Source organism: Mannheimia haemolytica (assembly GCF_004342115.1).
In the GTDB taxonomy this organism is placed as follows: domain Bacteria; phylum Pseudomonadota; class Gammaproteobacteria; order Enterobacterales; family Pasteurellaceae; genus Mannheimia; species Mannheimia haemolytica.
This window is the reverse complement of record NZ_SMAC01000022.1, coordinates 1-23579: the sequence shown is the minus strand read 5'-3', so window position 1 is coordinate 23579 and position 23579 is coordinate 1. Positions and strand designations below refer to the sequence as shown.

The window sequence follows — 23579 nt, the reverse complement described above, 5'->3', positions numbered from 1 at the left end:
AGAACAGAAATAAAGGAGAATAACATGGCATATACTACGTTTTCACAACATAAAAATGATCAACTAAAAGAACCCATGTTTTTTGGACAAAATGTGAATGTGGCGCGTTATGATCAACAAAAATACGAAATTTTTGAAAAACTGATTGAAAAACAACTCTCATTTTTCTGGCGACCGGAAGAAGTGGATGTGTCGCAAGACCGCATTGACTATGCCCAACTGCCTGAACATGAAAAGCACATTTTTATCAGCAATTTAAAATACCAAACCTTGTTGGATTCCATTCAAGGGCGTAGCCCGAATGTGGCGCTTTTGCCATTAGTGTCTATCCCCGAGCTTGAAACCTGGATTGAAACTTGGACATTTAGCGAAACAATTCACAGTCGTTCTTACACACATATCATCCGTAATATTGTCAATGATCCATCAATAGTATTTGATGATATTGTCACAAACGAAGAAATTATTAAGCGTGCCAAAGATATTTCCGCCTATTATGATGATTTGATTCGTGACAGCCAACTCTATAGTTTGTATGGTGAAGGCAGTTATCAGGTTGATGGAAAAACCTGTGAGGTCAGTTTGCGTAGTCTAAAAAGACAACTTTATCTCTGTATGATGAGTGTGAATGCGCTTGAAGCAATTCGTTTTTATGTCTCTTTTGCTTGCTCATTTGCCTTTGCGGAACGGCAGCTTATGGAAGGAAATGCCAAAATCATCAAATTTATTGCACGTGATGAAGCATTACATCTTACCGGCACTCAGCATATATTGAATATTATGACCTATGGCAATGATGATCCTGAAATGGCAGAAATTGCACGTGAATGTCGCCAAGAGGCCTACGAGCTTTTTTTAAGTGCAGCTGAACAAGAAAAAGCGTGGGCGGAATACCTGTTTAAAGACGGTTCGATGATAGGGCTAAATCGGGATATTTTGGTGCAATATATTGAATATATCACTAATATTCGGATGCAGGCTGTTGGACTACCATTACCATTTAAGGCACGTTCCAACCCCATTCCGTGGATCAATGCGTGGTTGGTTTCCGATAATGTACAGGTAGCACCACAAGAAGTGGAAGTCAGTTCTTATTTGGTTGGCCAGATTGATGCTAAAGTAGATAGCCGTGATTTTGGCGATTTTGAACTTTAGACTATGATATACAAGCGGTTGATTTTTAGTGATTTTTTGCAAATTGCAAAATTTTCAGGAAATTCAACCGCTTGTATTTTTTATGCAGGGTTATCAATATCAATAAATTCAACATCTAAACCATATTCAACGGCTAACCATTCACCTAAGGCTTTTACGCCATCTCGTTCCGTGGCGTGATGACCACAAGCAAAATAATAGATTCCTTGTTCACGGGCAGAGTGGGTGGTCTGTTCGGAAATTTCGCCGCTAATAAAGGCATCACAGCCTTTTTCAAAGGCTAAATCAATATAGCCTTGTCCTCCGCCGGAGCAAATCCCGATTGTTTTAATCATTTTTTGTGGGCTATGAACAAATTCATCACATAAAATAACGGTGCGTTGTAACGTTTTTTCAAGTTTTTGTTTTAGTTCATTGGCGGAAATCGGATTTTCTAATTCACCGTACATTGGAATTGAATTAGGTCTGTCTTCTAAACCTTGTAGATTTTTTACGCCTAAATGCTTAGCAAGCTGGGCGTTGTTACCTAGTTCGGGGTGAATATCCAGTGGTAGGTGATAACCAAAGAGATTGATGTCATTCACTAAAAGCTGTTTAATGCGTTTACCTTTCATTCCTCGAATGCATGGGGTTTCGCTTTTCCAAAAATAACCGTGGTGGACTAAAATTGCATCGGCGTTTCTCTCAATCGCTTTTTCAATCAGGGGAAGTGTGGCAGTCACACCGGTAATGATTTTTTTGATTTCTCTTTTCCCTTCAACTTGCAAGCCATTTGGGGCATAGTCGTTAATGGCGGAGCTGTTAAGTTTGGTGTTCAGTATTTGTTCTAGTTCAGTATTGGTTATTGTCATTTTATCTCCTTAAACTTGGCATAATAATGGATGTAAGGGCAAAAAATTTTTTGCCCTACAGTGTAGCAGATAGTTGTCGCATTTACTCTTGTGCCAGAGCAGTAATTGGGTTTAATTGGGAGGCGTTTCTTGCCGGAATGTAGCCAAATACCACACCGATAAGAGTAGAGCAGAGTACGGCAATCACAACCGATTCAGGTGAAAGCATCATTTTAAAATTCGAGCCTAAGGTATTAAATGCCCAAATAATAGCACTTGCGAGCAAAATGCCTATTACACCACCAATCAGGCAAATAACCACCGCTTCAATTAAAAATTGTTGCAAAATATTGCGTTGTTTTGCACCAATCGCCATTCGGACACCAATTTCTCGGGTTCGCTCGGTGACGGAAACCAACATAATATTCATTACCCCGATACCGCCGACAATCAGCGAAATAAGGGCGATAGAGGAAATCAGCAAGGTCATTGTATTGGTGGTACTGGTAATGGTTTGTTTGATCGTATCACTATTCATAATAAAGAAATCTTTTTTGCCGTGTTTAGCTACCAACAATTCGGTAATGCTTTTTTCGGCAGTTTGGCTTTCAATATCATCTTTAATTTTAACCGTGAGTGAATCTATCTGTTTTGCACCTGAAATGCGTTGCATAATAGTGGTATAAGGCGCCCACAGGGTAAGGCTACTTTGGTTCATATTATTTGACTGTTGTGCCACACCAATAATCTGTAACGGTTTTTTATCCACTAGAATCGTTTTACCTTCAACAGGCTCTGTCAGCCCCAAATCTTTTTGAGTGTTAGGGTCAATTACAATAATCTGTGCCACATTTTTTACTTCCTCGGCACTGAAAAAACGCCCTGAAATCAGCTTTAACCCTTTCACATCAATAAATTGCTCTCCAACACCTCGTACTGAACCGGTTACTGCGGTATTACCATAAATCAATGTGGCACTGACATTGCTTGAAGGAGTAGTGCTTTCCACATAGCTTTGCCGCCCCAACATTAAGGCATCACTGATGGTTAAATTCTTAGTCAGATTGGCTCTTCTATCGCCAAAGCCGGTTCCATTCATAATATCCATCGTATTTGTGCCTAGGTTGTTGATATTAGAAAGGATTTGTTGTTGCGAGCCTCGACCGAGAGCGACTACGGAAATCACAGAGGTAATGCCAATAATAATGCCCAGCATCGTGAGGATTGCCCGCATTTTATGTGCCATAATTGCACTGGTTGCCATTTTGAAGGATTCAAACAGTTGAGCCCAAAAGCGAGTTTTTTGTGTTGTCGTTTTATTGAGAGCTGTTTCCTGAACATCAGCACGTTGGTGTTCATCTCGAATGATTTGTCCATCTTTAATTTCAACTACACGGCTGGCTTGAGCGGCAATGTTTGGGTCGTGTGTCACCATAATAATGGTATGACCTTCGTGGTGTAGATCTCGCAAGATTTCCAATACAGTTTCGCCACTTTTGGAATCTAATGCACCGGTAGGCTCGTCTGCAAGAATGATTTCACCGCCGTTCATTAAGGCTCGTGCAATGCTGACTCGTTGCTGTTGCCCCCCAGATAACTCATTCGGCTTATGTTGGGTTTTATCTGATAATCCTAACTTTGTTAATAACGTATCAGCTCGTTTTTTGCGTGATGAGCTATCCATTCCGGCGTAAATTGCAGGTAGGGCAACATTTTCGTTTGCATTCAAAGCTGAAAGGAGATTATAGCGTTGGAAAATAAACCCCAGTTTACGTTGGCGTAAATCAGACAGTTCATCTGCAGACATTGTTTGGGTCTCTTTGCCATCAATACGGCAAATACCTGAGCTTGCAGTATCTAAACAGCCAATAATGTTCATTAAGGTAGATTTGCCAGAACCTGAAGCACCTATAATTGCGACAAAATCACCCCGTTCAATACTGAGATTGATATTTTTTAGAATATGGGCTTGGGTTTGTCCCAAGCCAAAGTATTTATTGAGATTTTCTATTTCAATTAATTTCATACAAGCGGTTATTTTTCGACTGTTTTTTACAAACGATATGCTTTTTGCCTTAGGAACGCCAAAGGGGAAGTTTCAGTTCGATTTTTAATCCTCCCATATTACTTTTATCTAAATGAATAGTACCTTGGTGCTGTGTAGAAGATCAGACTTGATCTGACAATTCACTCTAAAAAGTGAGAGTTTCCCGTTTAGAATATGAGTGTCAAAAATCAATCTAAACAAAAAGGAAACTCTCATGTTTTATTCTAACAACCCTCTCATTAAACACAAGACCGGTTTATTAAATTTAGCAGAAGAACTGGGTAATATTTCTCAAGCCTGCAAAGTAATGGGAATGAGCCGAGATACATTCTATCGTTATCAACAAGCGGTTGAGCAAGGTGGTGTTGAAGCATTGCTGAATCAAAATAGACGCGTTCCCAACTTAAAAAATCGTGTTGATGAGGCAATAGAGCAAGCTGTTGTGAAGTTTGCATTCGATAATCCGGCATTTGGGCAGGTACGAGTCAGTAACGAACTCCGTAAACAAGGTATTTTTATTTCAGCAGGTGGTGTGCGTTCTATTTGGCCACGCCATAATCTCGCTAACTTTAAACAGCGTTTAAAGGCGTTAGAAAAAGCAGTGGCTGAGAAAGGCATTATTCTGAGTGAAAACCAAGTTCAAGCCTTGGAGCGTAAAAAAGAAGACGATGTGGCTTGTGGCGAAATTGAAACGGCTCATCCGGGCTATCTAGGTTCACAAGATACCTTCTATGTGGGGAATCTTAAGGGGGTTGGAGGCATTTATCAACAGACCTTTATTGATACTTATAGTAAAGTCGCATTTGCAAAACTGTATACGATGAAGACAGCAATTAGTGCAGCAGATATGCTCAATGATAAAGTCCTACCGTTCTTTGAGTCCCAAGGATTACCGATGTTGCGTATTCTTACCGACCGAGGCAGTGAGTACTGTGGCAAGGTGGAAAATCACGATTATGAGCTTTATTTAGCGATAAATGACATAGAGCATACGAAAACGAAAGTGAAGCATCCCCAGACGAATGGTATCTGCGAACGCTTCCATAAGACGATTTTACAAGAGTTTTACCAAGTCGTATTTAGGAAGACAATTTATATGGATTTAGCGACATTACAAGCGGATTTAGATGAATGGTTAATGTATTATAATCATCATTGAACTCATCAAGGAAAAATGTGCTGCGGCAGAACACCGATGGAAACATTACTTGATGGAAAACGGATTTGGGCGGAAAAGCATTTAAGCTCAAATTAATCTGACAGACACTATAATTTTAAACGGGAACTGTCAGATTAGGTTTGATCTTCTACAAATCATATTGATTAGACTCTAACTCATTTAAGCCTTCTAAACCATTATGCACAACTTTCATTTTAAATCCTTCTAATGAAAGTAATTCAGTTAGTAGCTCAGTAAACTCAATATCATCATCTATTAATAAGATTTTTGACATAAAATATTTCCTATAAAATTAAAACTAACTTTACAAAGGTAAAAATTATTATAACAATTGATGTTTTTTATTCTACCACTTTTATTTTGTGCCAAATTACATCTAATTCTTCTAATTTACATTCTTTTACAGTTCTTCCCGATTTTTTCACAGATTTTTCAACTTTTCGAAAGCGATGTTCAAATTTTAGATTTGCATTGCGTAAAATTTCCTCGGCATCGGTATGATAATGGCGGCATAAATTTACAATCGCAAACAAGAGATCACCTAATTCTTCAGCAAGTTCGGCGGAGCGAGCCGGATATTGTGCGATTTCTGCTTTGACTTCATCGAGTTCTTCTTCAACTTTTGCCAGCACATCGTGCGGGTTATCCCAATCGAATCCGACTTTCGCACACCGTTTTTGTAGCTTATTTGCACGGGTAAGAGCAGGCAAAGCAAAAGGTAAATCGTCTAAAATAGAATCTTGGCTACGGTGTTTTGCATCATTCGCTTTTTGTGCCTCCCAACTTTGTAAGGCCTCTTCGCTATTAGTAGCTTTCACATCACCAAAAACGTGAGGGTGGCGGTAAATCAGTTTATCGTGAATATCGGTTACTACATCATCAAACGTAAAAGCTCCTTCTTCTTTCGCTAATTGGCTTAAAAAGACCACTTGCAGTAATAAATCACCCAATTCTTCACGCAGAGCAGTGCGATCTTGGGTGTGAATCGCTTCCGCTACCTCATAGGTTTCTTCCAACAAGTGGGGCAACATCGTGTCAAAATTCTGTTTGAGATCCCACGGGCAGCCGTGTTCAGGGTGGCGAAGTTGGTTTACAACATCAAGAAATTGTTCAATGGTTGCCATAGTATTTCCTTTTTACAAGCGGTTATTTTTGATCAAATTTTTGCAAATTCTACCATAGCCCGTACTTTTTCGCTTATAATGCGGAAATTTATTAAGTATGAGCAGAGCAATGGCAGCGGAAAAATTAACCAAAAAACGCTTAATTCAAATTGTGGTGATGTTAATCATTCTTCTGATTGCGTTTTTTTATCGAACTTATACACATAGTTAGTGATCTGATATGTCAAGAAAACATATCAAAAACCGATAAATTATGCTTTAATAGCAACCATTTAGTGAACCCAACAACTCAATCCAAAAGGAATAATAATGAGCTGGTTAGACAGAATTTTAGGTAGAGACTCTTCGTCATCAAGCAGTGCAAAATCAAAAGTGCCGGAAGGCGTGTGGACAAAATGCACAAGTTGTGAACAAGTTCTCTATAGCGAAGAATTACAACGCAACCAACAGGTTTGTCCAAAATGCGATCATCATATGCGTATTGATGCCCGCACCCGTTTATTGAATTTGTTAGATAAAGATTCTGCGGTCGAAATCGCTGCCGACTTAGAGCCGGAAGATGTGTTGAAATTTAAAGATTTAAAGAAATATAAAGATCGTTTAACCGCCGCACAAAAACAAACCGGTGAGAAAGATTCTTTTATCGTGCTTGCCGGTACATTGCATAATATGCCGGTGGTTACGGCCTCCTTTAACTTTGAGTTTATGGGCGGCTCAATGGGTTCTGTGGTGGGAGCAAAATTTGTGAAAGCCGCGGAAAAAGCTTTAGCTGAAAAAATTCCGTTTATCTGTTTTTCGGCATCGGGCGGGGCTCGTATGCAAGAGGCGTTATTCTCTTTAATGCAAATGGCAAAAACCAGTGCGATTTTAGCCAAAATGAAAGAGCAGGGCGTACCGTTTATTTCTGTATTAACCGACCCAACTTTAGGTGGGGTTTCCGCAAGTTTGGCAATGCTGGGCGATGTGAATATTGCTGAGCCAAAAGCCCTAATCGGCTTTGCTGGTCCTCGTGTAATTGAGCAAACCGTACGTGAAAAACTGCCGGAAGGTTTCCAACGTGCCGAGTTCTTATTAGAACACGGGGCAGTTGATATGATCGTGCATCGTAAAGAGATGCGTGATATCCTTGCCCGTCTTTGTGCAAAATTAACCAATCAGCCAACGCCGTTTAAAGTGGCGGAATTGGTTGTAGAAAACGCAGAATAATTTAACTTAATCTGAATGAATACATTAAGCATACCTAAAGCCACGGATTCTTTGGAAACGTGGCTTTCCTATTTAGAACACGCCCATTCTAAACCGATTGATATGGGCTTAGATCGTATTCGTAAGGTCGCAACAGAGCTGGATTTACTCAAGCCTGCCCCTTATGTGATTACCGTTGCCGGTACTAACGGCAAGGGTTCGACCTGCCGTTTGTTAGAAGTTACCTTATTAAAAGCCGGATTTCGGGTTGGGGTTTACTCTTCACCGCACTTAATTCACTATAATGAACGGGTGCGAATTAACGGCGAAGTATTACCTGATGCCGACCACGTCCAAGCATTTGCAAAAATTAATGCAAAAAAGACCGCTTCACTCACTTATTTTGAGTTTAGTACGCTGTCTGCATTTGAGCTATTCAAACAAAATCAGCTCGATATTGTGATTTTAGAAGTCGGATTAGGTGGGCGATTAGATGCCACTAATATTATTGATCCAAACCTTGCCGTGATTACCTCGATTGATATCGACCACGTTGCATTTTTAGGCGATAACCGTGAAGACATCGGGCGTGAGAAAGCCGGCATTTTCCGTGAAAATATTCCGGTTGTCATCGGCGAGCCTGATTGCCCTCATTCGATTAAACAGATTGCTGATTCGTTAAATTGTCACGCTTTTTACCGGGGTAAAGACTGGCAGTTTGAAATTAAGAATAATCTGTTTCATTGGTATTCTGAAGAAAAATCCTTTACCGATTTACCAATCCCGCTTATTCCGATTCCAAACGCCGGCACCGCATTAGCAGTATTAATGCAACTGCCATTTGAAATTGATGAAAAGATTATTCGACAAGCCTTAAATGAAGCTCAAATGACAGGGCGTTTTCAAACCCTGACGGATACCGATTTTACTCATTTTTCTCAACCTAAACCGGCTGCAAAAGTAATTATTGATGTAGGGCATAACCCACACGCAGCACGTTATTTAGCTGACAAACTGCGGGAGTTAAAGCAACCAAATCAAAAAATCTATGCGGTGTTTAGTGCGTTAGAAGATAAGGATTTATCCGGTATTGTCGAGCCATTAGCTAATATTATTGATGAATGGCATTGTGCAGGGCTAGATTGTTGGCGTGGACAAACAGGCGAGGCGGTGTTAGCGAAATTGGTAAACGTTTTGCCAAATTCAACCGCTTGTAGCTATGAAAATGTGGCACAGGCAAGCCGAGTATTGTTTGAAACAGCCAACGAAAATGATATTGTGCTGGTGTTCGGCTCATTTCATACGGTAGCAGATTTTATGCTTTGGTTGGAAACCTAGTTCTACGAATAATCAACGTTGGTGCAAGTGTCCACACTTGTACCTAAAAGATAAAAAAGAGGCACAAGCACTCAGGCTTATGCCTCTATATATCTTTAAGGTTTAATTAAAGCACTTTCACAATCGCATCGGCAAGAGCATCAATGTTTTTGCTGGTAATGCCTGCTACATTGATTCTGCCTGAACGCACAGCATAAATTGCAAACTCATCTTTTAACTTATCCACTTGCTCCGGTGTTAAGCCACTGAATGAGAACATACCATTTTGCTCAGTAATGAAAGAGAAGTCTTTGTTTGCCCCTTTTTCTTTTAATTTCTGCACTAATTGGCTACGCATTTCTTTGATACGGTTACGCATTTCATCTAATTCCGCAATCCATTGTGCTTTAAGGTCAGGATCAGCCAATGCAACTGCTAGTGCACTTGCACCGTGAGCAGATGGGTTAGAGTAAAGTACACGAATAATCGATTTGATTTGAGTGAAAGCACGGTTGGCATCATCAGCATTATCTGCAATTAGGGTAAATGCACCGACACGCTCGTTATATAACCCAAAGTTTTTCGAGAATGAGCTTGCGACCAACAATTCACGGTTATTTTTCACAAAAGCTCGTAAACCGTAAGCATCTTCCTCTAAACCGTTTGCAAAGCCTTGATAAGCAAAGTCAAATAACGGCAACCAGCCTTTTTCGGCAGATAATGCTGCTAACTGTTCCCATTGTGCAGGTGTTGGGTCAATTCCGGTCGGGTTGTGGCAGCAACCGTGCAATAACACCACATCTCCGGCTTCCGCTTGGCTTAAATCGGCAATTAAATTTTCCCAATCTAAACCGTTAGTCTCTTTATTGTAGTAGCGATAGCCTTTTACATTCACGCCTACTGCATCAAAAATGCCGTTATGGTTTGGCCAAGTCGGGGTTGAAATCCATACATTTTTCGCATTCGTATGACGTTTGATAAATTCCGCCGCAATGCGTAATGCCCCTGTCCCACCTAAACTCTGTGCAGTTTTAGCACGACCTGAGGTAATCACTTCAGCCCCTTCGCCAAATAATAACGCTTGCGTTGCCGCATTGAATGCTTGAACACCGTCAATGGTTAAATAATTTTTACTGTTTTCCGTCTCTAATAAACGTTTTTCTGCTTCTTTTACCGCTTTGACAATCGGGGTTTTGCCTTCATCGGTCATATAAACACCGATACCAAGGTTGATTTTACCTTCACGGCTATCTGCTTTAAACGCTTCACCTAAGCCTAAAATTGGGTCTGCCGGAGCAGCTTGAATGTGACTAAACATTGACATTGGAGTTCCTCATCAAAATGAAAAATAAACAGTGAATTTATACGATTAAATTGCAGATTTAGCAAGAGCAAAAACACAAAAAATGTAATAAAACCTATAAATTATTTTAATGATTTATTGTTTAAGTTTTGCAAAACGAGTTTTCGATAATTTTCCACCTCCATTTTGGAGATTTTTTGCCCTTTTCGTTCAAAAATATCCAGCTCTGAAAAGCGTGCTTTATCCGATAAATAAAGCCGTTTTAAACTCACATACGCCGCTGAAAACGTCCGCTTGCCATGAGCAAACGCGGTTAAATTTTTCCAATCACGTTCATCTAAATTGTGTGTGGCAAGCGGTCGAAATTGTTCGAAATTTTGCAATTCCTCACAAATTTCCGTGAAAAATGGCTGAAGGGCGAAATCTCTGGCAAAGGCTTGGGTTGCCTGCTGTGCAAATAACTTTCCTTGCTCCGAAATCGGGTAAATCATCATTGCACTTTGATAACCACTGCTTGCCTCTTTATTCGGTGTGATTTGCACAAGTTGGAAACCACAAGATTGCCAAAATGCGTGGAGTGGAGTAGTTAGCCCAAAGCTCACAGAGATAAAATCAAGCGGTCGTTTTTCTACCGAATTGTGCAAAATAAACTGAGAAATCAACCGCTTGCCAACGCCTTGATTTTGCTTTTCAGGCAATACCGCAATCCGAGAAATGCGAATGGAATGCAATTTGCAAGCCTGCGGTAAATTCCCTTGAAAACAGAGATATTGAGCCACTAGACTGCCTTGCGGACGGCGTTCCCCTAGCCAAATGGCTTGGGTTAATTTTTCATCTAAACCACCCTCTTGCATTGCCCAAATTCCGCCGATAAGTTGCTCGTTTTCCTGTTGTGAAAACAAAAGCTGATTTTCGCCATCAAATAAACGGCGTAAGTCAGTTGGAGTGGTTTTGTAATGGGCGTTGGCGAGTAAGTGGTAGAAAGCGATTTTTTCCTGTAAATGCTTATTCGAATAACTTATATTCTTCGATAATTGCTTCTGCCACAAACGCTTTGCGTTTGAACGTTGCTTTAGCAACGGCACATAGTGTGAGCGAAGCGAATAAATCTCCCCCTTCCCCTCTTTGCTAAAGAGGGGAGATTTTTCTTCGGAAAGTAATAGCAACTCAGTCACAAATGCTTCGAGAGGATCATTTTCGCTCCACCGCAATGGTTGAGATAACGTCCAATGTTTAAACGGTTTATCCAACATTACCGGGAATTTCAGCTCAAATCCTCGCCCCGTGCCTTCGTAATTTTGGGTTGTTGTGGTTAAAACCACTTTTTCAAAATAGGCACAAAGTGTGTGGAGTATCGGCAAGGGTAGGCTAGCTGCCTCATCAATAAAGAGCCATTGGTTAGGTGAAATGTTTTTACTTTTAACTTGCTCGATTAAATTGTCAGGTGCGAAAAAAGGGATTTTTTGCTCTGCCGAACGCCAAAAACTGGGCAATGCAGAATAAGACCGTGCGGTAATTAATACCTTATTTTGTGCGGGTAACGCTTTTGCAAGTCGCCCTGCAAGGGTAGATTTGCCCCGCCCACGAGGGGCGGTAATCAAATGAATATCGGCAGGATCAAGCGGTAGATTTTGCAAAATATTTTGCTGTTCTTGCGTTAATTGGTAAATTTTTGAAGGAATTTGACCGCTTGTAGCCGGTAATTTTGGCAAATTAGTTCTGACTTCAAAACCAAATTTAGCGACTAATTGTTTAAAATGTTGATAGAAATTCGGGCAGGCAATAGCCTGATTTTCGTTCCAACGTAACGCATCGAAATCTAATTCATTTTCCAAATTATCCCACTGAGGACAAAGCAAAAATAAAGTACCGTTTTCTTGAATAGTGCCGGCAAGTATTGCAAAAGCATCTAAGTTAAAATTCACCCCATTTTCTGCTTGCATAGTATAAATGGCAAAAGGGTATTCTTGTCCTAAAATCGTTTTGGCATTGGAAAAGGGGATAGCTTTAAGCTGATGATTTTCGGGAATGTAAAAATAGCCTTGTTGAATAAAGTCGGCATTGTTAGGAGATGTTATGATTGCGATCGTTCTCATATAACTTGTAGGAACAGCTCCTGTGCCTGTCCGATTATAATGGAGTACTGGAGGGCACAGGACCCTCCCCTACAAGACTATATTTTTTCTGAAAGATACGGATCTTCATACCCTAAACTTTGCATAATTTCGGTTTCGAGGCTTTCCATTTCCACTGCTTCATCTTCCTCAATATGGTCGTAGCCGAGCAGATGAAGTGTGCCGTGAATCGCCAAATGAGCCCAATGGGATTCGGCTGAAATACCTTGTTCTTCCGCCTCTTTTTCCATTACTTGACGACAGATGACTAAATCACCCAATAGTGGCATTTCGATTCCTTCGGGGGCCTCAAACGGGAAAGATAGCACATTGGTTGGCTTGTCTTTACCACGATAAGTCAGATTTAGCTCGTGGCTTTCTGCTTCATCGACAATCCGAATGGTGATCTCACTCTCAGGGAAATCATCGGTTTTTGCCTCAACTGCGAGGGCTTTTTGTACCCAAGTATAAAATTGTTGTTCACTTGGTAAGTTTTCGGTATTTTCGCAGGCGATCTGCAAATCAATATATAAATTTTCCATTCGTTACCTTTTGCAAATTATTGCCATTTTTTGGCGGCTTGTTGGTCACTCTCACGCCCTTCAATCCAACGTTCACCGGCTTGGGTTTGTTCTCGTTTCCAAAATGGGGCTTTGGTTTTGAGATAATCCATAATAAACTCGTTGGCGTGGTAGGCATCACCTCGATGAGCAGAACTCACACCGACTAATACGATTTCATCACCGGTATGCAGTTGCCCAATGCGGTGAATCACCGCAACGCGTTGTAAATCCCAACGAGTGCGAGCTTGAGCCACAATTTCTTGCAATGCTTTTTTAGTCATTGCCGGATAGTGTTCAAGAAACAAACCGGAAACATTATCGCCCAAATTCATTTCACGTACTTTACCGATGAATAGAGTGGCTGCCCCCACGCTATGTTGTTCACTGAGCCATTGGTAAATGCTGTTTTGGTCAAATTCAGCTTCTTGTACTTCAATCAGGGTTTCAAACATTTTAGCCCCCGGTTACCGGTGGGAAGAATGCCACTTCATCGCCGTCTTTGATCTCCGTTTCAAGCGGGCAGATCGTTTGATTAATTGCAACCAGCAGTTTGCCTTTTTCAAGGGCAAGTTGCCATTTTTTACCCTGTTGGCTTAAGTGTTCACGCAACGCTTCGGCAGTGGTAAAAGTAGGCTCAACATCTAGTCTATCCGTTGCCACAAGTTCACGCACTTGGGCGAAAAAAAGTATCTTAATCAACCTTGAAATCTCCTGATTTTCCGCCGCTTTTACTAAGTAATCTTACATTTTCAATAATCATATCTTTTTGCACGGCTTTACACATATCGTAAATAGTCAGAGCAGCAACACTAGCTGCGGTTAATGCCTCCATTTCCACGCCGGTTTTGCCGGTTAGTTTACAGAGTGATTCAATTCGCACTTGGTTGCTTTCCGGCAACGCCTCCAGTTGAACTTCCACTTTAGAAAGCAATAACGGGTGGCAGAGTGGAATCAGCTCCCAAGTTCTCTTCGCCGCCTGAATACCGGCAATTCGAGCGGTTGCGAATACATCGCCTTTGTGGTGATTACCACTGACGATCATTTGTAATGTTTCGGCATTCATTCGCACAAATGCCTCCGCTCGGGCAATGCGTACGGTTTCTTGTTTCATTGAAACATCAACCATATTGGCTTCGCCGTTTTGGTTGATGTGGGTGAAGGTTGTCATTTGTTTGTCTCTTTAAATTTGATTGTAAAATTAATATTGAGCGTTTTCTTGTTACTTTCTTTGCTTGTGCAAAGAAAGTAACCAAAGAAAGCACACCCTACTTCACCGCTATCTTCATTTTATTTGAATTTGTTTAACGGAAAAATTTAAAACTCGCCAACTTCGTTGGCTCAAACACTAAATTTTTCCTATAAATTCAAAGTCGCTCAGGCGGTTCAGAAGGGAGAAGCTGGAACATTACAAGCGGTTATTTTTAAATAAAAACTTGCAAAAATCTTAAATAATGTACCGCTTGCCCCTATTTTCCGCCGTAGCGATTGCGTAAACTTTTGAGGACAACTTTTCGTGTTTGAGCCAACGCAGTTGGCGAGTTTGAAAAGTTCGTCCCAAAAGTTAGCAACAAGCGAAGGATTAAGGAAAATCTGGGGTCGCCTTTCTTTTGGTTACTTTTCTTTGGCGAAGCAAAGAAAAGTAACAGAAAAAACACGCTCGGTGGTTGTTTAACCACCGATACTCGCCAAATTATTCCTGACCCCACTATCCCCAATATGCAAATAGTGGTGTTCTCGCTTGCCTTGTAAGGAAGATTTTAGGCGGGTTTCAAGCTGTAACTGTTGCTCATCGCTTGCCAGTAAATCACGAATATCAATCCCTTCTTCACCAAATAAGCAAAGATGCAGTTTACCAAGTGCGGAAACACGCAAGCGGTTGCAAGAGGCACAGAAATTTTTCTCGTAGGGCATAATTAAGCCGATTTCGCCTTTAAAATCAGGGTGAGAAAGCACTTTTGCCGGGCCGTCAGACATCGCTTTGGGTTGTAATTGCCAGCCTTCTTGTAATAAGCGGGTCATCACCGATTGACCAGAAAGATGTTGAGCTTGGAAGAAACTATCCATTTCACCGGTTTCCATCAGCTCAATAAACCGCATTTGAATCGGCTTGTCTTTGATCCAAGTGAGGAATTTATCCAATTCAGGGGCGGTATATTGCTTCATTAGCACCGCATTGACTTTAATTTTTGGGTAGCCAATTTCAAAGGCTTTATCAATACCCTTTAAAATAGATTGCAACTTGTTCTCGCCGGTAATCAGTTGAAATTGGCGTGGGTCAAGGCTATCAACACTCACATTAATATCGGTAATACCGGCTTGTTGCCACAGTTCAACATCACGCTCTAGGCGATAGCCGTTGGTGGTTAGGGCAACTTTACGGATACCGGGTGTTTGTGAAATAGTGTGAGCGATTTCGAGGAAATCTTTGCGTAAAGTTGGCTCACCACCGGTGATACGGATTTTTTCCGTCCCTAAATTGGCAAAGGCTTTAGCCACCCGCTGGATTTCATCAACGCTAAGAAAAGTTTGCTTATGTGAAGGCGGCTTATAGCCATCAGGCAAGCAATAATTACAACGGAAGTTACAAACATCAGTAATGGATAGTCGCAAATAAGTATATTGACGCTGAAAGCGATCAACTAAACCTGAAACGACATCATCACCCACGTTTTTAATTGGGATAATAGACTGCATTTGACACCTTTCTAAACACGAGAGGACAACCCATTTCTAAGTTATCCTTTGAACAGCTTTATGCTGTTACTGGCATAAATTCCATATCAAAAATTTGTCTTTAATTTTTAGAGTTAGGAAATAATGCTCGGAGTCTTCAATAAATTGGTTTTCATTTTATGGTGAGAAACCTAATTAGGCAAGAGGTATAATTTAAATTGTATGCTCTACCTATAAAAATCTGGCAACCGTTGCTTAGTTTGATTTATATCATATTAATGCCGAGATAATTTTGCTATTTTAGCTAACGTTTTTAGTTCGAGGTGAGAATGGATAAACGTAGCCGATGGTCTTGTTTAGTAAATGAACAAGGCGAAATATCAGAATGGGAAGACAAAGCAGGGGCAGACTATTTTGCTGAATTACCGCAAATTTGCCACTATGCACAGGCATTGCTCTATTCAGATAAAAATAGCTTGCAGTTTTACTATAGTTCAAACCATCAATGGCTTAAGATCAGCCTAGAACGCCACCAATCGTTTGTATTGACTCAAGCAGAGCATACCGATTTGCCTTATGGACTGAGTAAAAGGGAGATTGAGCTTCTCACTCTAATTAGCAGTGGTTTGAGCAATGAGGAAATCGCCAATGAGCTTTGTATCAGCAAACGGACAGTTGATAAACATATCGAAAATATTTTTGCAAAAACACACACCGAAAGCCGAACCTTATTAGCGGTTTTTGCTATTACCGAACATTTAGTCTGTTTGCCTACACCGGGAAAGCTAACCCAATCCATTCTTGCCAGCTTTAACATTGAACAACTGGCATTGCAAATTATCGCGAAAAAACAACCGCTTGTAACGCCTTCAACTCGGCACGAACTACCGATGTTTACCATAAGCCACCATCATACTCGCCCGATCATTATTGGCGTGCCTTATGTTGAACAGGGTATTGGGCAAATTGATACCCGAGAGTTACTTAACGGCACTCAACTTGCGGTTGAAACCATCAATCAACAAGGGGGGATTCACGGTAGAGAAGTGCAGATTGCAACGGCAGGGTTTTGCGTTAAAGATAAAGCAAGTATTCTTCAGGCATACCATCATTTATTTGATCAAGAAGTTGATGCCATTTCAACCGCTTATGCGTGCTACTTGCCGGAAGTACACGAATTAATTGCAACTAAAGGCATTCCTTATTTGCATATTGCAACTCATAGTGGCTCAAATAAACTTGCCCAAAATTTACCGAATCAACGAATTGAAAATATGTTTCAGGTTTGCGCCAGTGATGTAACCTATGGCTTAGGTATATCTCACTTTCTGCAATATTACCGTTACCATTATGCCCCTTGGCTTCAGAATAAAACGGTGATGGTGGTAACGGTGAGTTGGCAAAAAGTTGATATCGGTATTGAAAGTTTAACCCTAAGTTTGCGGGAGCAAGGCTGGAATGTGGATTATCTGGAACTCACCCAAGAGCAAGATAATTATGCCAAATTAATGACACAGGTGCATAACCTCACGCCATCCATTATTGTGTTTGCCTCTTATTTTGCAGAAGATATTGTACAGTTTTATCAAACGTTCATTCGCAACCCAACAAATGCCATTATTTACAGTATTTATGCACCTTCGGCGTTTTTGCCACACGAGAAACTTTGCGAGGGCGTTCTCTGGAGTACCAATAGTGGGTTAAGCGAAAATTATTTAGGCAGACAGTTTAGCCAACATTACGAACAATTTTTCGGCAAATCGCCCACTTATTCCCAAGCCAGTATTGCTTATGACCAAGCAAATATTCTAGCAAATGCGTGGAAACAAAGTGTTTCACCTCGGCATTTTAAAGCCGTCTCTAATGCGATCCGCTTACAGCCACATTATGGGGTAAACGGCACTTACTATTTTAATACCGATAGCCAAATTGGATTAACTTACGCAGAAACCCACGACTTATCTATCAGCTTGCCACAGTTGGTTTACCAAATCCAACAAGGGCAGAGCCGTGTGATTGCACCGGAGTTGTTTGCCAATGCACAATTTATCTTACCGCCGTGGTTCTCTGAAAAAGCCTAAAATTTCACTACATATTTTTGCCTTAGATCAAATTATTCTCACTCTTTCGAGGTAATAGGTATTTTTACTTATTTTTATACCTCTTGGGAGTTAATACAATGCCTCTGTCTTTAATTTTTAGTGTATTAAGTGGGGTAATTTATGGCTAAGATGAAAAAAATTGCTGTATTTGTCGGTATTATGGCATTAGGTGCTGCGGTATTAGGTGGCACACAATATGCAATGAAAGCCACCAGCTCAACAGAATTTTGTGTGAGCTGCCATTCTATGACTCACCCACAGGCAGAGTGGGAAGGCAGTGTCCATTTTTCCAACCGTAAGGGAATTCGAGCCGAGTGTTCGGATTGCCATCTACCACAAGACGGCTTGCATTATGTCAAAGCTAAAATCATCGCATTAAAAGATGTTTGGCACACCGTTGTAACCAATAAATTACCTGATCAAGAAGCCTATGAAGCCCATCGTCTAGAAATGGCACAACGTGTTTGGGCAGAAATGAAAGAAAACGATTCTATGACCTGTAAAAGCTGTCATAGTTTTGATGCGATGGTACTTTCTGAACAAACAGAAGCGGCACAGAAAATGCACAAACTAGCCCAAGAAACTAATCAAACCTGTATTGATTGCCATAAAGGAATTGCCCATTTTATGCCTGATGTGCCGGTAGATAATGCCGCAGCAATGGGCGAATTAGCTAAACACGGTGCGGAATTTAGCACAAATGATAAAACCCTTTATACGCTCGCAATGACTCCAGTGCAGCTCGCTCAAGGTGGAGAAATTCGCTTGTTACCTTATGCAGAATTACATCAATGGACAGCAGAAGGCGAGCAGGTTAAAGCAACGGTTAATGGCTGGCAACAAGAAGGTGCGGAATCTGTGGTGTATATGGATTTAGGCAAGCGTATTATGGTTGCTCTTCTACCTGATGACGCTCAAAGCAAAGTGAATGTCACAAAAACAGTGTTTGATAATGTCACCAACTCAAATTGGAAAGAAATCAATTTTGAAATTACTGCTCCTAAAAATGCAGTCACTGCCAATATTACTGCACTAAATCATTTTGGCGATAACTTAAACCAAACACACTGTAGCGGTTGCCATGCACCGATTGGGGCAGAACATTACACCGCAAATCAATGGATTGGGGTGGTAAATTCAATGAAAGACAGAACATCTATGTCGGCTGATGATGTGCGTGCGGTGACTATCTATCTCCAACGTAATGCAAAAGATGTAGCAGGCAGTTCCCATTAATTGTAACTTAGAGGATACCGAGCTTGTGAGCCTAAGTGTCTACTGATAGCAGAGATATGGTAGCAAGCCGTAAAGCACCTATTACAAGCGGTCATTTTTTCCTAACATTTTGCAAAAATTACCGTCGGTTCTTTACCAATGGATACACGAGAAATGGTTTATCCACTCGACTTTAGAAAGGTGTCTATTTTTAACTTAACTTCAAACGAGGTTTATTATGAAAAAACAAGACAGTATTGACGTAAGTCGTCGCGGTTTTCTAAAAAATTCATCATTAAGCTTAGCTGCCGGTGCAGGTTTAGCCAGTGGTACTACCGGTGTAGTGGGGGCATTAGCTTCCACCAGTGCCAAAGCTGCCGAGATGAAAACAGTAGTAACTGCTGCCCACTGGGGGCCTTTAGGCGTAGTGGTAGAAAATGGCAAAGTGGTGAAATCTGATTCTGTTTTTGAGATTTCTGTGCCAAATGAATTGCAACACGTGGTAGCAGACCAAGTACACGGTGAAACACGAGTAAAATACCCAATGGTGCGTAAAGGCTACTTAGAAGGTAATAAAGATACTACTATACGTGGGCGTGATGAATGGGTGCGAGTTTCGTGGGATAAGGCATTTGAATTAGTTGCGAATGAAATGAAACGTGTTCGTGAGGCTCACGGGGCGAATGCTATTTTTGGTGGTTCTTACGGTTGGTATAGTTCTGGGGCATTACACGCTTCCCGTACACTGTTACAACGCTATTTAAATGTTACCGGCGGATTTGTTGGCGTAAAAGGCGACTATTCTACCGGTGCAGCTCAAGTAATTATGCCACACGTTTTAGGTACAATCGAGGTGTACGAACAGCAAACCAGTTGGGAAGTGATTTTAGAAAGTTCAGATATTGTGGTGCTTTGGTCAGCTAACCCGTTAAATACGCTACGCATTGCGTGGACTTCAACCGATCAACAAGGTATTGAATACTTTAAAAAACTCAAAGAGAGCGGGAAACGCATTATCTGTATTGACCCGGTAAAAAGCGAATCTTGTGAATTTTTAGGTGCAGAATGGGTACCGGTAAATACCGGCACGGATGTTGCGTTAATGCTCGGTATGGCTCATACCTTAGTCGCTGAAGGCAAACACGATCAAGCATTCCTTAAAAAATACACCACCGGTTTTGAGAAGTTTGAAGAATATCTGCTCGGTAAGGCAGACAATCAACCGAAAGATGCAAAATGGGCAAGTCAAATTTGTGGTGTGCCAGAAGAAACCATTAAAAAATTAGCCACTGATTTCCAATCTAAACGCACAATGTTAATGGCAGGTTGGGGGATTCAACGCCAACGACACGGTGAACAAGGGCATTGGATGTTAGTCACCCTAGCTGCAATGTTAGGTCAAATCGGCTTACCGGGTGGTGGTTTCGGTTTAAGCTACCATTACTCAAACGGCGGCGTGCCGAGTGCCACAGGGGGCATTTTAGGCTCTATCACAGCAAATCCGGCAGTAGAAGCCGGAGCGAAAACCTGGTTAGATGAAACATCAAAATCTTCATTCCCGGTGGCTCGTATTTCCGATGCACTGCTCAACCCGGGCAAAACCATTGATTACAATGGCACACAAATTACTTATCCTGATATCAAAATTGTCTATTGGGCAGGGGGTAATCCGTTTACCCACCACCAAGACACCAACACTTTGGTGAAAGCGTGGCAAAAACCGGATACTATTATCGTCAATGAATGCCATTGGACACCAACGGCTCGTATGTCTGACATCGTGCTGCCGGCAACCACCAGCTATGAGCGTAATGACTTAACTATGTCGGGCGATTATTCAATGATGAATATTTTCCCGATGAAACAGGTGGTCGAACCGCAATTTGAGGCAAAAAACGACTACGATATTTTTGCCGAACTAGCCAAACGTGCAGGCAAAGAAGCGGAATTTACCGAAGGCAAATCTGAAATGGATTGGCTACAAAGTTTCTATCAAACTGCATTTGAGGCAGCACGCAAAAATCGTGTGATTATGCCGAAATTCGAGAAATTCTGGCAAGAGAATAAACCACTTTCTTTTAAAGCATCAGACAAAGCGAAAAAATGGGTTCGTTATGAAGAATTTCGTAATGACCCACTCCTAAATCCATTAGGCACACCGTCCGGCAAAATTGAGATTTTCTCTGAGGTGATTGCCAAAATGAATTATGATGACTGTAAAGGTCACCCAACTTGGATGGAACACGAAGAATACTCGGGTAAAACCACCGCAGAAGAACCGTTGGCATTGGTGACTCCACACTCTAAATGGCGTTTACACAGCCAGTTAGCTTACTCATCATTACGCAAACAATATGCGGTTAATGACCGTGAGCCGGTGTTGATCCATACTGAAGATGCCGCCGCTCGTGGCATTACAAGCGGTGATATTGTGCGTATTTTTAACAAACGTGGTCAAGTATTAGCCGGTGCAGTGGTGACAGATGGCATTATCAAAGGTACATTAGCCTTGCACGAAGGAGCTTGGTACGATCCGCTCGATCTCGGCACCAGCGAGCAACCGCTATGTAAAAACGGCAACCCTAACGTGCTAACCCGTGATGAAGGCACATCAAAATTAGCACAGGGTAACTCACCAAATACCGCTACGGTACAGGTTGAAAAATTCACCGGACAAGCACCAGAAGTAACAGTATTTAAAGAGCCTAAATACACACAAGGCTAATTTCATATAACCAAAGGCACAGTATAAAACTGTGCCTTTTCTATGTTGCAAGCGGTTAAATTTGCTTAATTTTTTGTAAAACTTTCTATTTTTTTGACCGCTTGTTACAATAATCCACTTTTACTTTTCAGGTGCATTTTATGACAACCCTTACTTGGTACGGCAAAGAAGAAGCCGTCAAAAAAGCAAAACAAACCCCATATTGCCTATTGCGTGAGTTGCCGGACTTCTCGCATAATATTGCCCGACAGCCGACAGCCGACAGCCGACAGCCGACAGCTCAGCTTCTGCTGAAACCTTATCTAAAGTCAAGCAAAATTTAATTATTCAGGGTGATAATTTATCAGCCTTAAAATCTCTTTTGCCCTTTTATGCGGGGCAAGTCAAATGTATTTTTATTGATCCTCCCTATAACACAAAATCGGCCTTTACCCACTACGATGATAATTTAGAGCATTCCGTTTGGCTTTCAATGATGTATCCACGCCTTGAAATTCTGCGAGATTTACTTGCCGAAGATGGTTCAATTTGGATCACTCTTGATGATAACGAAAGTCACTATTTGAAAATTATGCTTGATGAAATTTTTGGGCGGAAGAATTTCATTTCTAACTTAATTTGGGAAAAGAAAAGGAAACCATCTTTTTTAGGCAAAGTTGGTAAAGTTACAGATAATTTATTTTGCTATGCAAAAAACAAAAATGAATTAAATGACTTAACTTACCTTGAGACCTCAGGTGATGAAACCTATCCATTATACAATGCTGGAAATTCAAGAGAAATTTTAGTTTTCCCTCCTCGTTCTATAAAATTTAAAAAACATAGTGATGGATTATATAAGCCAACCATTTTTTCTAAAAAAACGAGTTCAATTACGTTGATTTCGGAATTAATTATTGAAGATCAATGGAATAAAAATACAGTAGAAATTGAAGGTGAATGGCGGTATAGCCAAAAAAGTATTGATGAGCAATTAAAAAATGGTGATTACTATATTATAAAAAGTTTAGACTTTCGACCAAGGAGAGTATTTGAGCGAAGTGCGGAAAAGAAAAAAATTCATAACTTAATTAGCAGAGCTCATTATGATATGGCAACAAATGAAGACTCTGCTAGTGAACATCTAGAATTATTTGGGGAGGATATTGCAGAAGATTCATTTGATTATCCTAAACCTGAAAAATTAATCCAATTTGTATTAGAAGCATCGACTGAACCATATGATCTCGTCCTCGACAGCTTTCTTGGCTCAGGTACAACTGCAGCAGTTGCTCATAAAACGAACCGTCGTTATATCGGTATTGAGATTGGCGAACATGCTAAAACCCATGTTGTCCCACGGTTGAAAAAAGTAATTGAAGGTGAGCAAGGCGGTATTTCAAAAGCAGTAAATTGGCAAGGTGGTGGATCGTTTCGCTTTTGTGAGTTAGGCGAGGAAGTATTTGACGCATTCGGTTCACTTAATCCGAACATTCGTTTTGACGATTTAGCCGCCCATATTTGGTATTTAGAAAATCATTTCCCTTTGCAAAAAAACAGCGAAAAATCACCGCTTGTCGGCACTTTCAACGGCAAAGCCTACTATTTTAGGCGATAAACGTCCGCAGAGTGGTAATGTTCTGACACGAAAATTAATGGCGGAGTTACCATACTTTGCTGAATTTATTCAACAGGGAATGGATATTGTGGTATATGGCGAAGCGTGCCGTTTAGGAGAAGTGCAGTTAGCTGAAAAGAAAATTACATTTAAACAGATTCCATATGATGTAATGTCTCGTTAATAGTAGGAGAAAAAAATGAAATTAAAAAATTACCAAAATGAGGCATTAAACCGTGTCAGCCACTATTTTTCGGCTTGTTTGCAATCTGATGCAAAAACCGCATTTAGCCAAATTCAACCTGAATATAGTTACAAGATCCCAAGTGAACACAGTAATTTGCGTGATGTGCCTTATTTGTAGAAGATCAAACCTAATCTGACAGTCCCCCGTTTTAAATTACCGTGTCTGTCAGATTAATTTGAGCTTAAATTCTTTTCCACCCAAA

The 23579-nt window shown here is 40.8% G+C and carries 20 protein-coding genes, 2 pseudogenes and 2 riboswitches; of the genes and pseudogenes, 11 read left to right on the top strand and 11 right to left on the bottom strand.

What is annotated here, in order from left to right; all coding sequences use genetic code 11:
* The first annotated feature begins 24 nt into the window (after nt 1-24).
* Entirely contained in the window at nt 25-1155 is a 1131-nt protein-coding gene (nrdB, locus tag EDC41_RS09010; protein ID WP_006251591.1) for a class Ia ribonucleoside-diphosphate reductase subunit beta, read from the top strand.
* Between the two features lie 80 nt (nt 1156-1235).
* Here nrdB and EDC41_RS09005 read toward each other — a convergent pair whose 3' ends face one another.
* Nucleotides 1236-2006, bottom strand: coding sequence for a Nif3-like dinuclear metal center hexameric protein (locus tag EDC41_RS09005; protein ID WP_006251590.1), 771 nt, complete (start codon nt 2004-2006; stop codon nt 1236-1238).
* An 82-nt stretch (nt 2007-2088) separates the two neighbouring features.
* Nucleotides 2089-4011: a MacB family efflux pump subunit gene (locus EDC41_RS09000; RefSeq protein ID WP_006251589.1), complete on the bottom strand. Its 1923-nt coding sequence runs from the start codon at nt 4009-4011 to the stop codon at nt 2089-2091.
* A gap of 235 nt (nt 4012-4246) precedes the next feature.
* Here EDC41_RS09000 and EDC41_RS08985 point away from each other — a divergent pair.
* Nucleotides 4247-5287, top strand: a pseudogene (locus EDC41_RS08985) (IS481 family transposase).
* 55 nt (nt 5288-5342) lie between these two features.
* Here the strand turns inward: EDC41_RS08985 and EDC41_RS08980 are convergent.
* Together EDC41_RS08980 and mazG are read right to left on the bottom strand one after the other, a co-directional pair.
* Nucleotides 5343-5486: pseudogene (locus tag EDC41_RS08980) on the bottom strand (DNA-binding response regulator); the annotation flags it as partial.
* Nucleotides 5487-5553: 67 nt separating this feature from the next.
* Nucleotides 5554-6336 (bottom strand): nucleoside triphosphate pyrophosphohydrolase, encoded by a 783-nt coding sequence (mazG, locus tag EDC41_RS08975; RefSeq protein WP_006252367.1) that lies wholly within the window; start codon nt 6334-6336, stop codon nt 5554-5556.
* 309 nt (nt 6337-6645) lie between these two features.
* Between mazG and accD the strand changes: the two genes are divergently transcribed.
* A complete protein-coding gene (gene accD, locus EDC41_RS08970; RefSeq protein WP_032844927.1) occupies nt 6646-7542 on the top strand; it encodes an acetyl-CoA carboxylase, carboxyltransferase subunit beta in 897 nt (298 codons plus the stop codon).
* 15 nt (nt 7543-7557) lie between these two features.
* Nucleotides 7558-8859: a bifunctional tetrahydrofolate synthase/dihydrofolate synthase gene (gene folC, locus EDC41_RS08965; protein WP_006252364.1), complete on the top strand. Its 1302-nt coding sequence runs from the start codon at nt 7558-7560 to the stop codon at nt 8857-8859.
* 106 nt (nt 8860-8965) lie between these two features.
* On the opposite strand, the gene EDC41_RS08960 is transcribed toward folC, so the two are convergent.
* From EDC41_RS08960 to moaA, 7 genes are all read right to left on the bottom strand, one after another.
* Nucleotides 8966-10162, bottom strand: coding sequence for an amino acid aminotransferase (locus tag EDC41_RS08960; protein ID WP_006252363.1), 1197 nt, complete (start codon nt 10160-10162; stop codon nt 8966-8968).
* A 101-nt stretch (nt 10163-10263) separates the two neighbouring features.
* Nucleotides 10264-12237 carry a tRNA(Met) cytidine acetyltransferase TmcA gene (locus tag EDC41_RS08955; protein WP_006252362.1) on the bottom strand — a complete coding sequence of 658 codons (1974 nt, stop codon included), beginning with the start codon at nt 12235-12237 and terminating at the stop codon, nt 10264-10266.
* 77 nt (nt 12238-12314) lie between these two features.
* On the bottom strand, nt 12315-12797 hold the full coding sequence (gene ybeY / locus EDC41_RS08950) for an rRNA maturation RNase YbeY (protein WP_006248608.1): 483 nt from the start codon (nt 12795-12797) through the stop codon (nt 12315-12317).
* A 17-nt stretch (nt 12798-12814) separates the two neighbouring features.
* Complete coding sequence (gene moaE, locus EDC41_RS08945) at nt 12815-13270, bottom strand: molybdopterin synthase catalytic subunit MoaE (protein ID WP_006252361.1); 456 nt, start codon at nt 13268-13270, stop codon at nt 12815-12817.
* A gap of 1 nt (nt 13271) precedes the next feature.
* A complete protein-coding gene (gene moaD / locus EDC41_RS08940; RefSeq protein WP_006248610.1) occupies nt 13272-13517 on the bottom strand; it encodes a molybdopterin synthase sulfur carrier subunit in 246 nt (81 codons plus the stop codon).
* The gene (gene moaC, locus EDC41_RS08935; protein WP_006248611.1) at nt 13510-13986 is read right to left on the bottom strand and encodes a cyclic pyranopterin monophosphate synthase MoaC; all 477 of its coding nucleotides are present in this window, start codon (nt 13984-13986) and stop codon (nt 13510-13512) included. Before moaC ends, moaD begins: the two co-directional genes overlap by 8 nt.
* A gap of 500 nt (nt 13987-14486) precedes the next feature.
* Nucleotides 14487-15512 (bottom strand): GTP 3',8-cyclase MoaA, encoded by a 1026-nt coding sequence (gene moaA / locus EDC41_RS08930; RefSeq protein ID WP_006248612.1) that lies wholly within the window; start codon nt 15510-15512, stop codon nt 14487-14489.
* Nucleotides 15501-15657, bottom strand: a riboswitch (molybdenum cofactor riboswitch). (Overlaps the previous gene by 12 nt.)
* A gap of 163 nt (nt 15658-15820) precedes the next feature.
* Here moaA and EDC41_RS08925 point away from each other — a divergent pair.
* The 7 genes from EDC41_RS08925 (at nt 15821) to EDC41_RS08900 (ending at nt 23494) form a co-directional block, all read left to right on the top strand.
* A complete protein-coding gene (locus tag EDC41_RS08925) occupies nt 15821-17572 on the top strand; it encodes an ABC transporter substrate-binding protein (RefSeq protein WP_006252358.1) in 1752 nt (583 codons plus the stop codon).
* Between the two features lie 141 nt (nt 17573-17713).
* Entirely contained in the window at nt 17714-18829 is a 1116-nt protein-coding gene (locus tag EDC41_RS08920; protein WP_006248614.1) for a NapC/NirT family cytochrome c, read from the top strand.
* Between the two features lie 3 nt (nt 18830-18832).
* Nucleotides 18833-19028, top strand: a riboswitch (molybdenum cofactor riboswitch).
* Nucleotides 19029-19046: 18 nt separating this feature from the next.
* Complete coding sequence (torA, locus tag EDC41_RS08915) at nt 19047-21533, top strand: trimethylamine-N-oxide reductase TorA (protein WP_006252356.1); 2487 nt, start codon at nt 19047-19049, stop codon at nt 21531-21533.
* A 140-nt stretch (nt 21534-21673) separates the two neighbouring features.
* Nucleotides 21674-21856, top strand: a complete 183-nt coding sequence (locus EDC41_RS13890) for a hypothetical protein (protein WP_021280617.1) — start codon at nt 21674-21676, stop codon at nt 21854-21856.
* A gap of 38 nt (nt 21857-21894) precedes the next feature.
* Entirely contained in the window at nt 21895-23130 is a 1236-nt protein-coding gene (locus tag EDC41_RS08905; RefSeq protein WP_006252354.1) for a site-specific DNA-methyltransferase, read from the top strand.
* A 37-nt stretch (nt 23131-23167) separates the two neighbouring features.
* The gene (locus EDC41_RS13690) at nt 23168-23314 is read left to right on the top strand and encodes a hypothetical protein (protein ID WP_006252353.1); all 147 of its coding nucleotides are present in this window, start codon (nt 23168-23170) and stop codon (nt 23312-23314) included.
* A gap of 15 nt (nt 23315-23329) precedes the next feature.
* Nucleotides 23330-23494 carry a hypothetical protein gene (locus tag EDC41_RS08900; protein ID WP_020824075.1) on the top strand — a complete coding sequence of 55 codons (165 nt, stop codon included), beginning with the start codon at nt 23330-23332 and terminating at the stop codon, nt 23492-23494.
* The last annotated feature ends 85 nt before the right edge of the window (nt 23495-23579 follow it).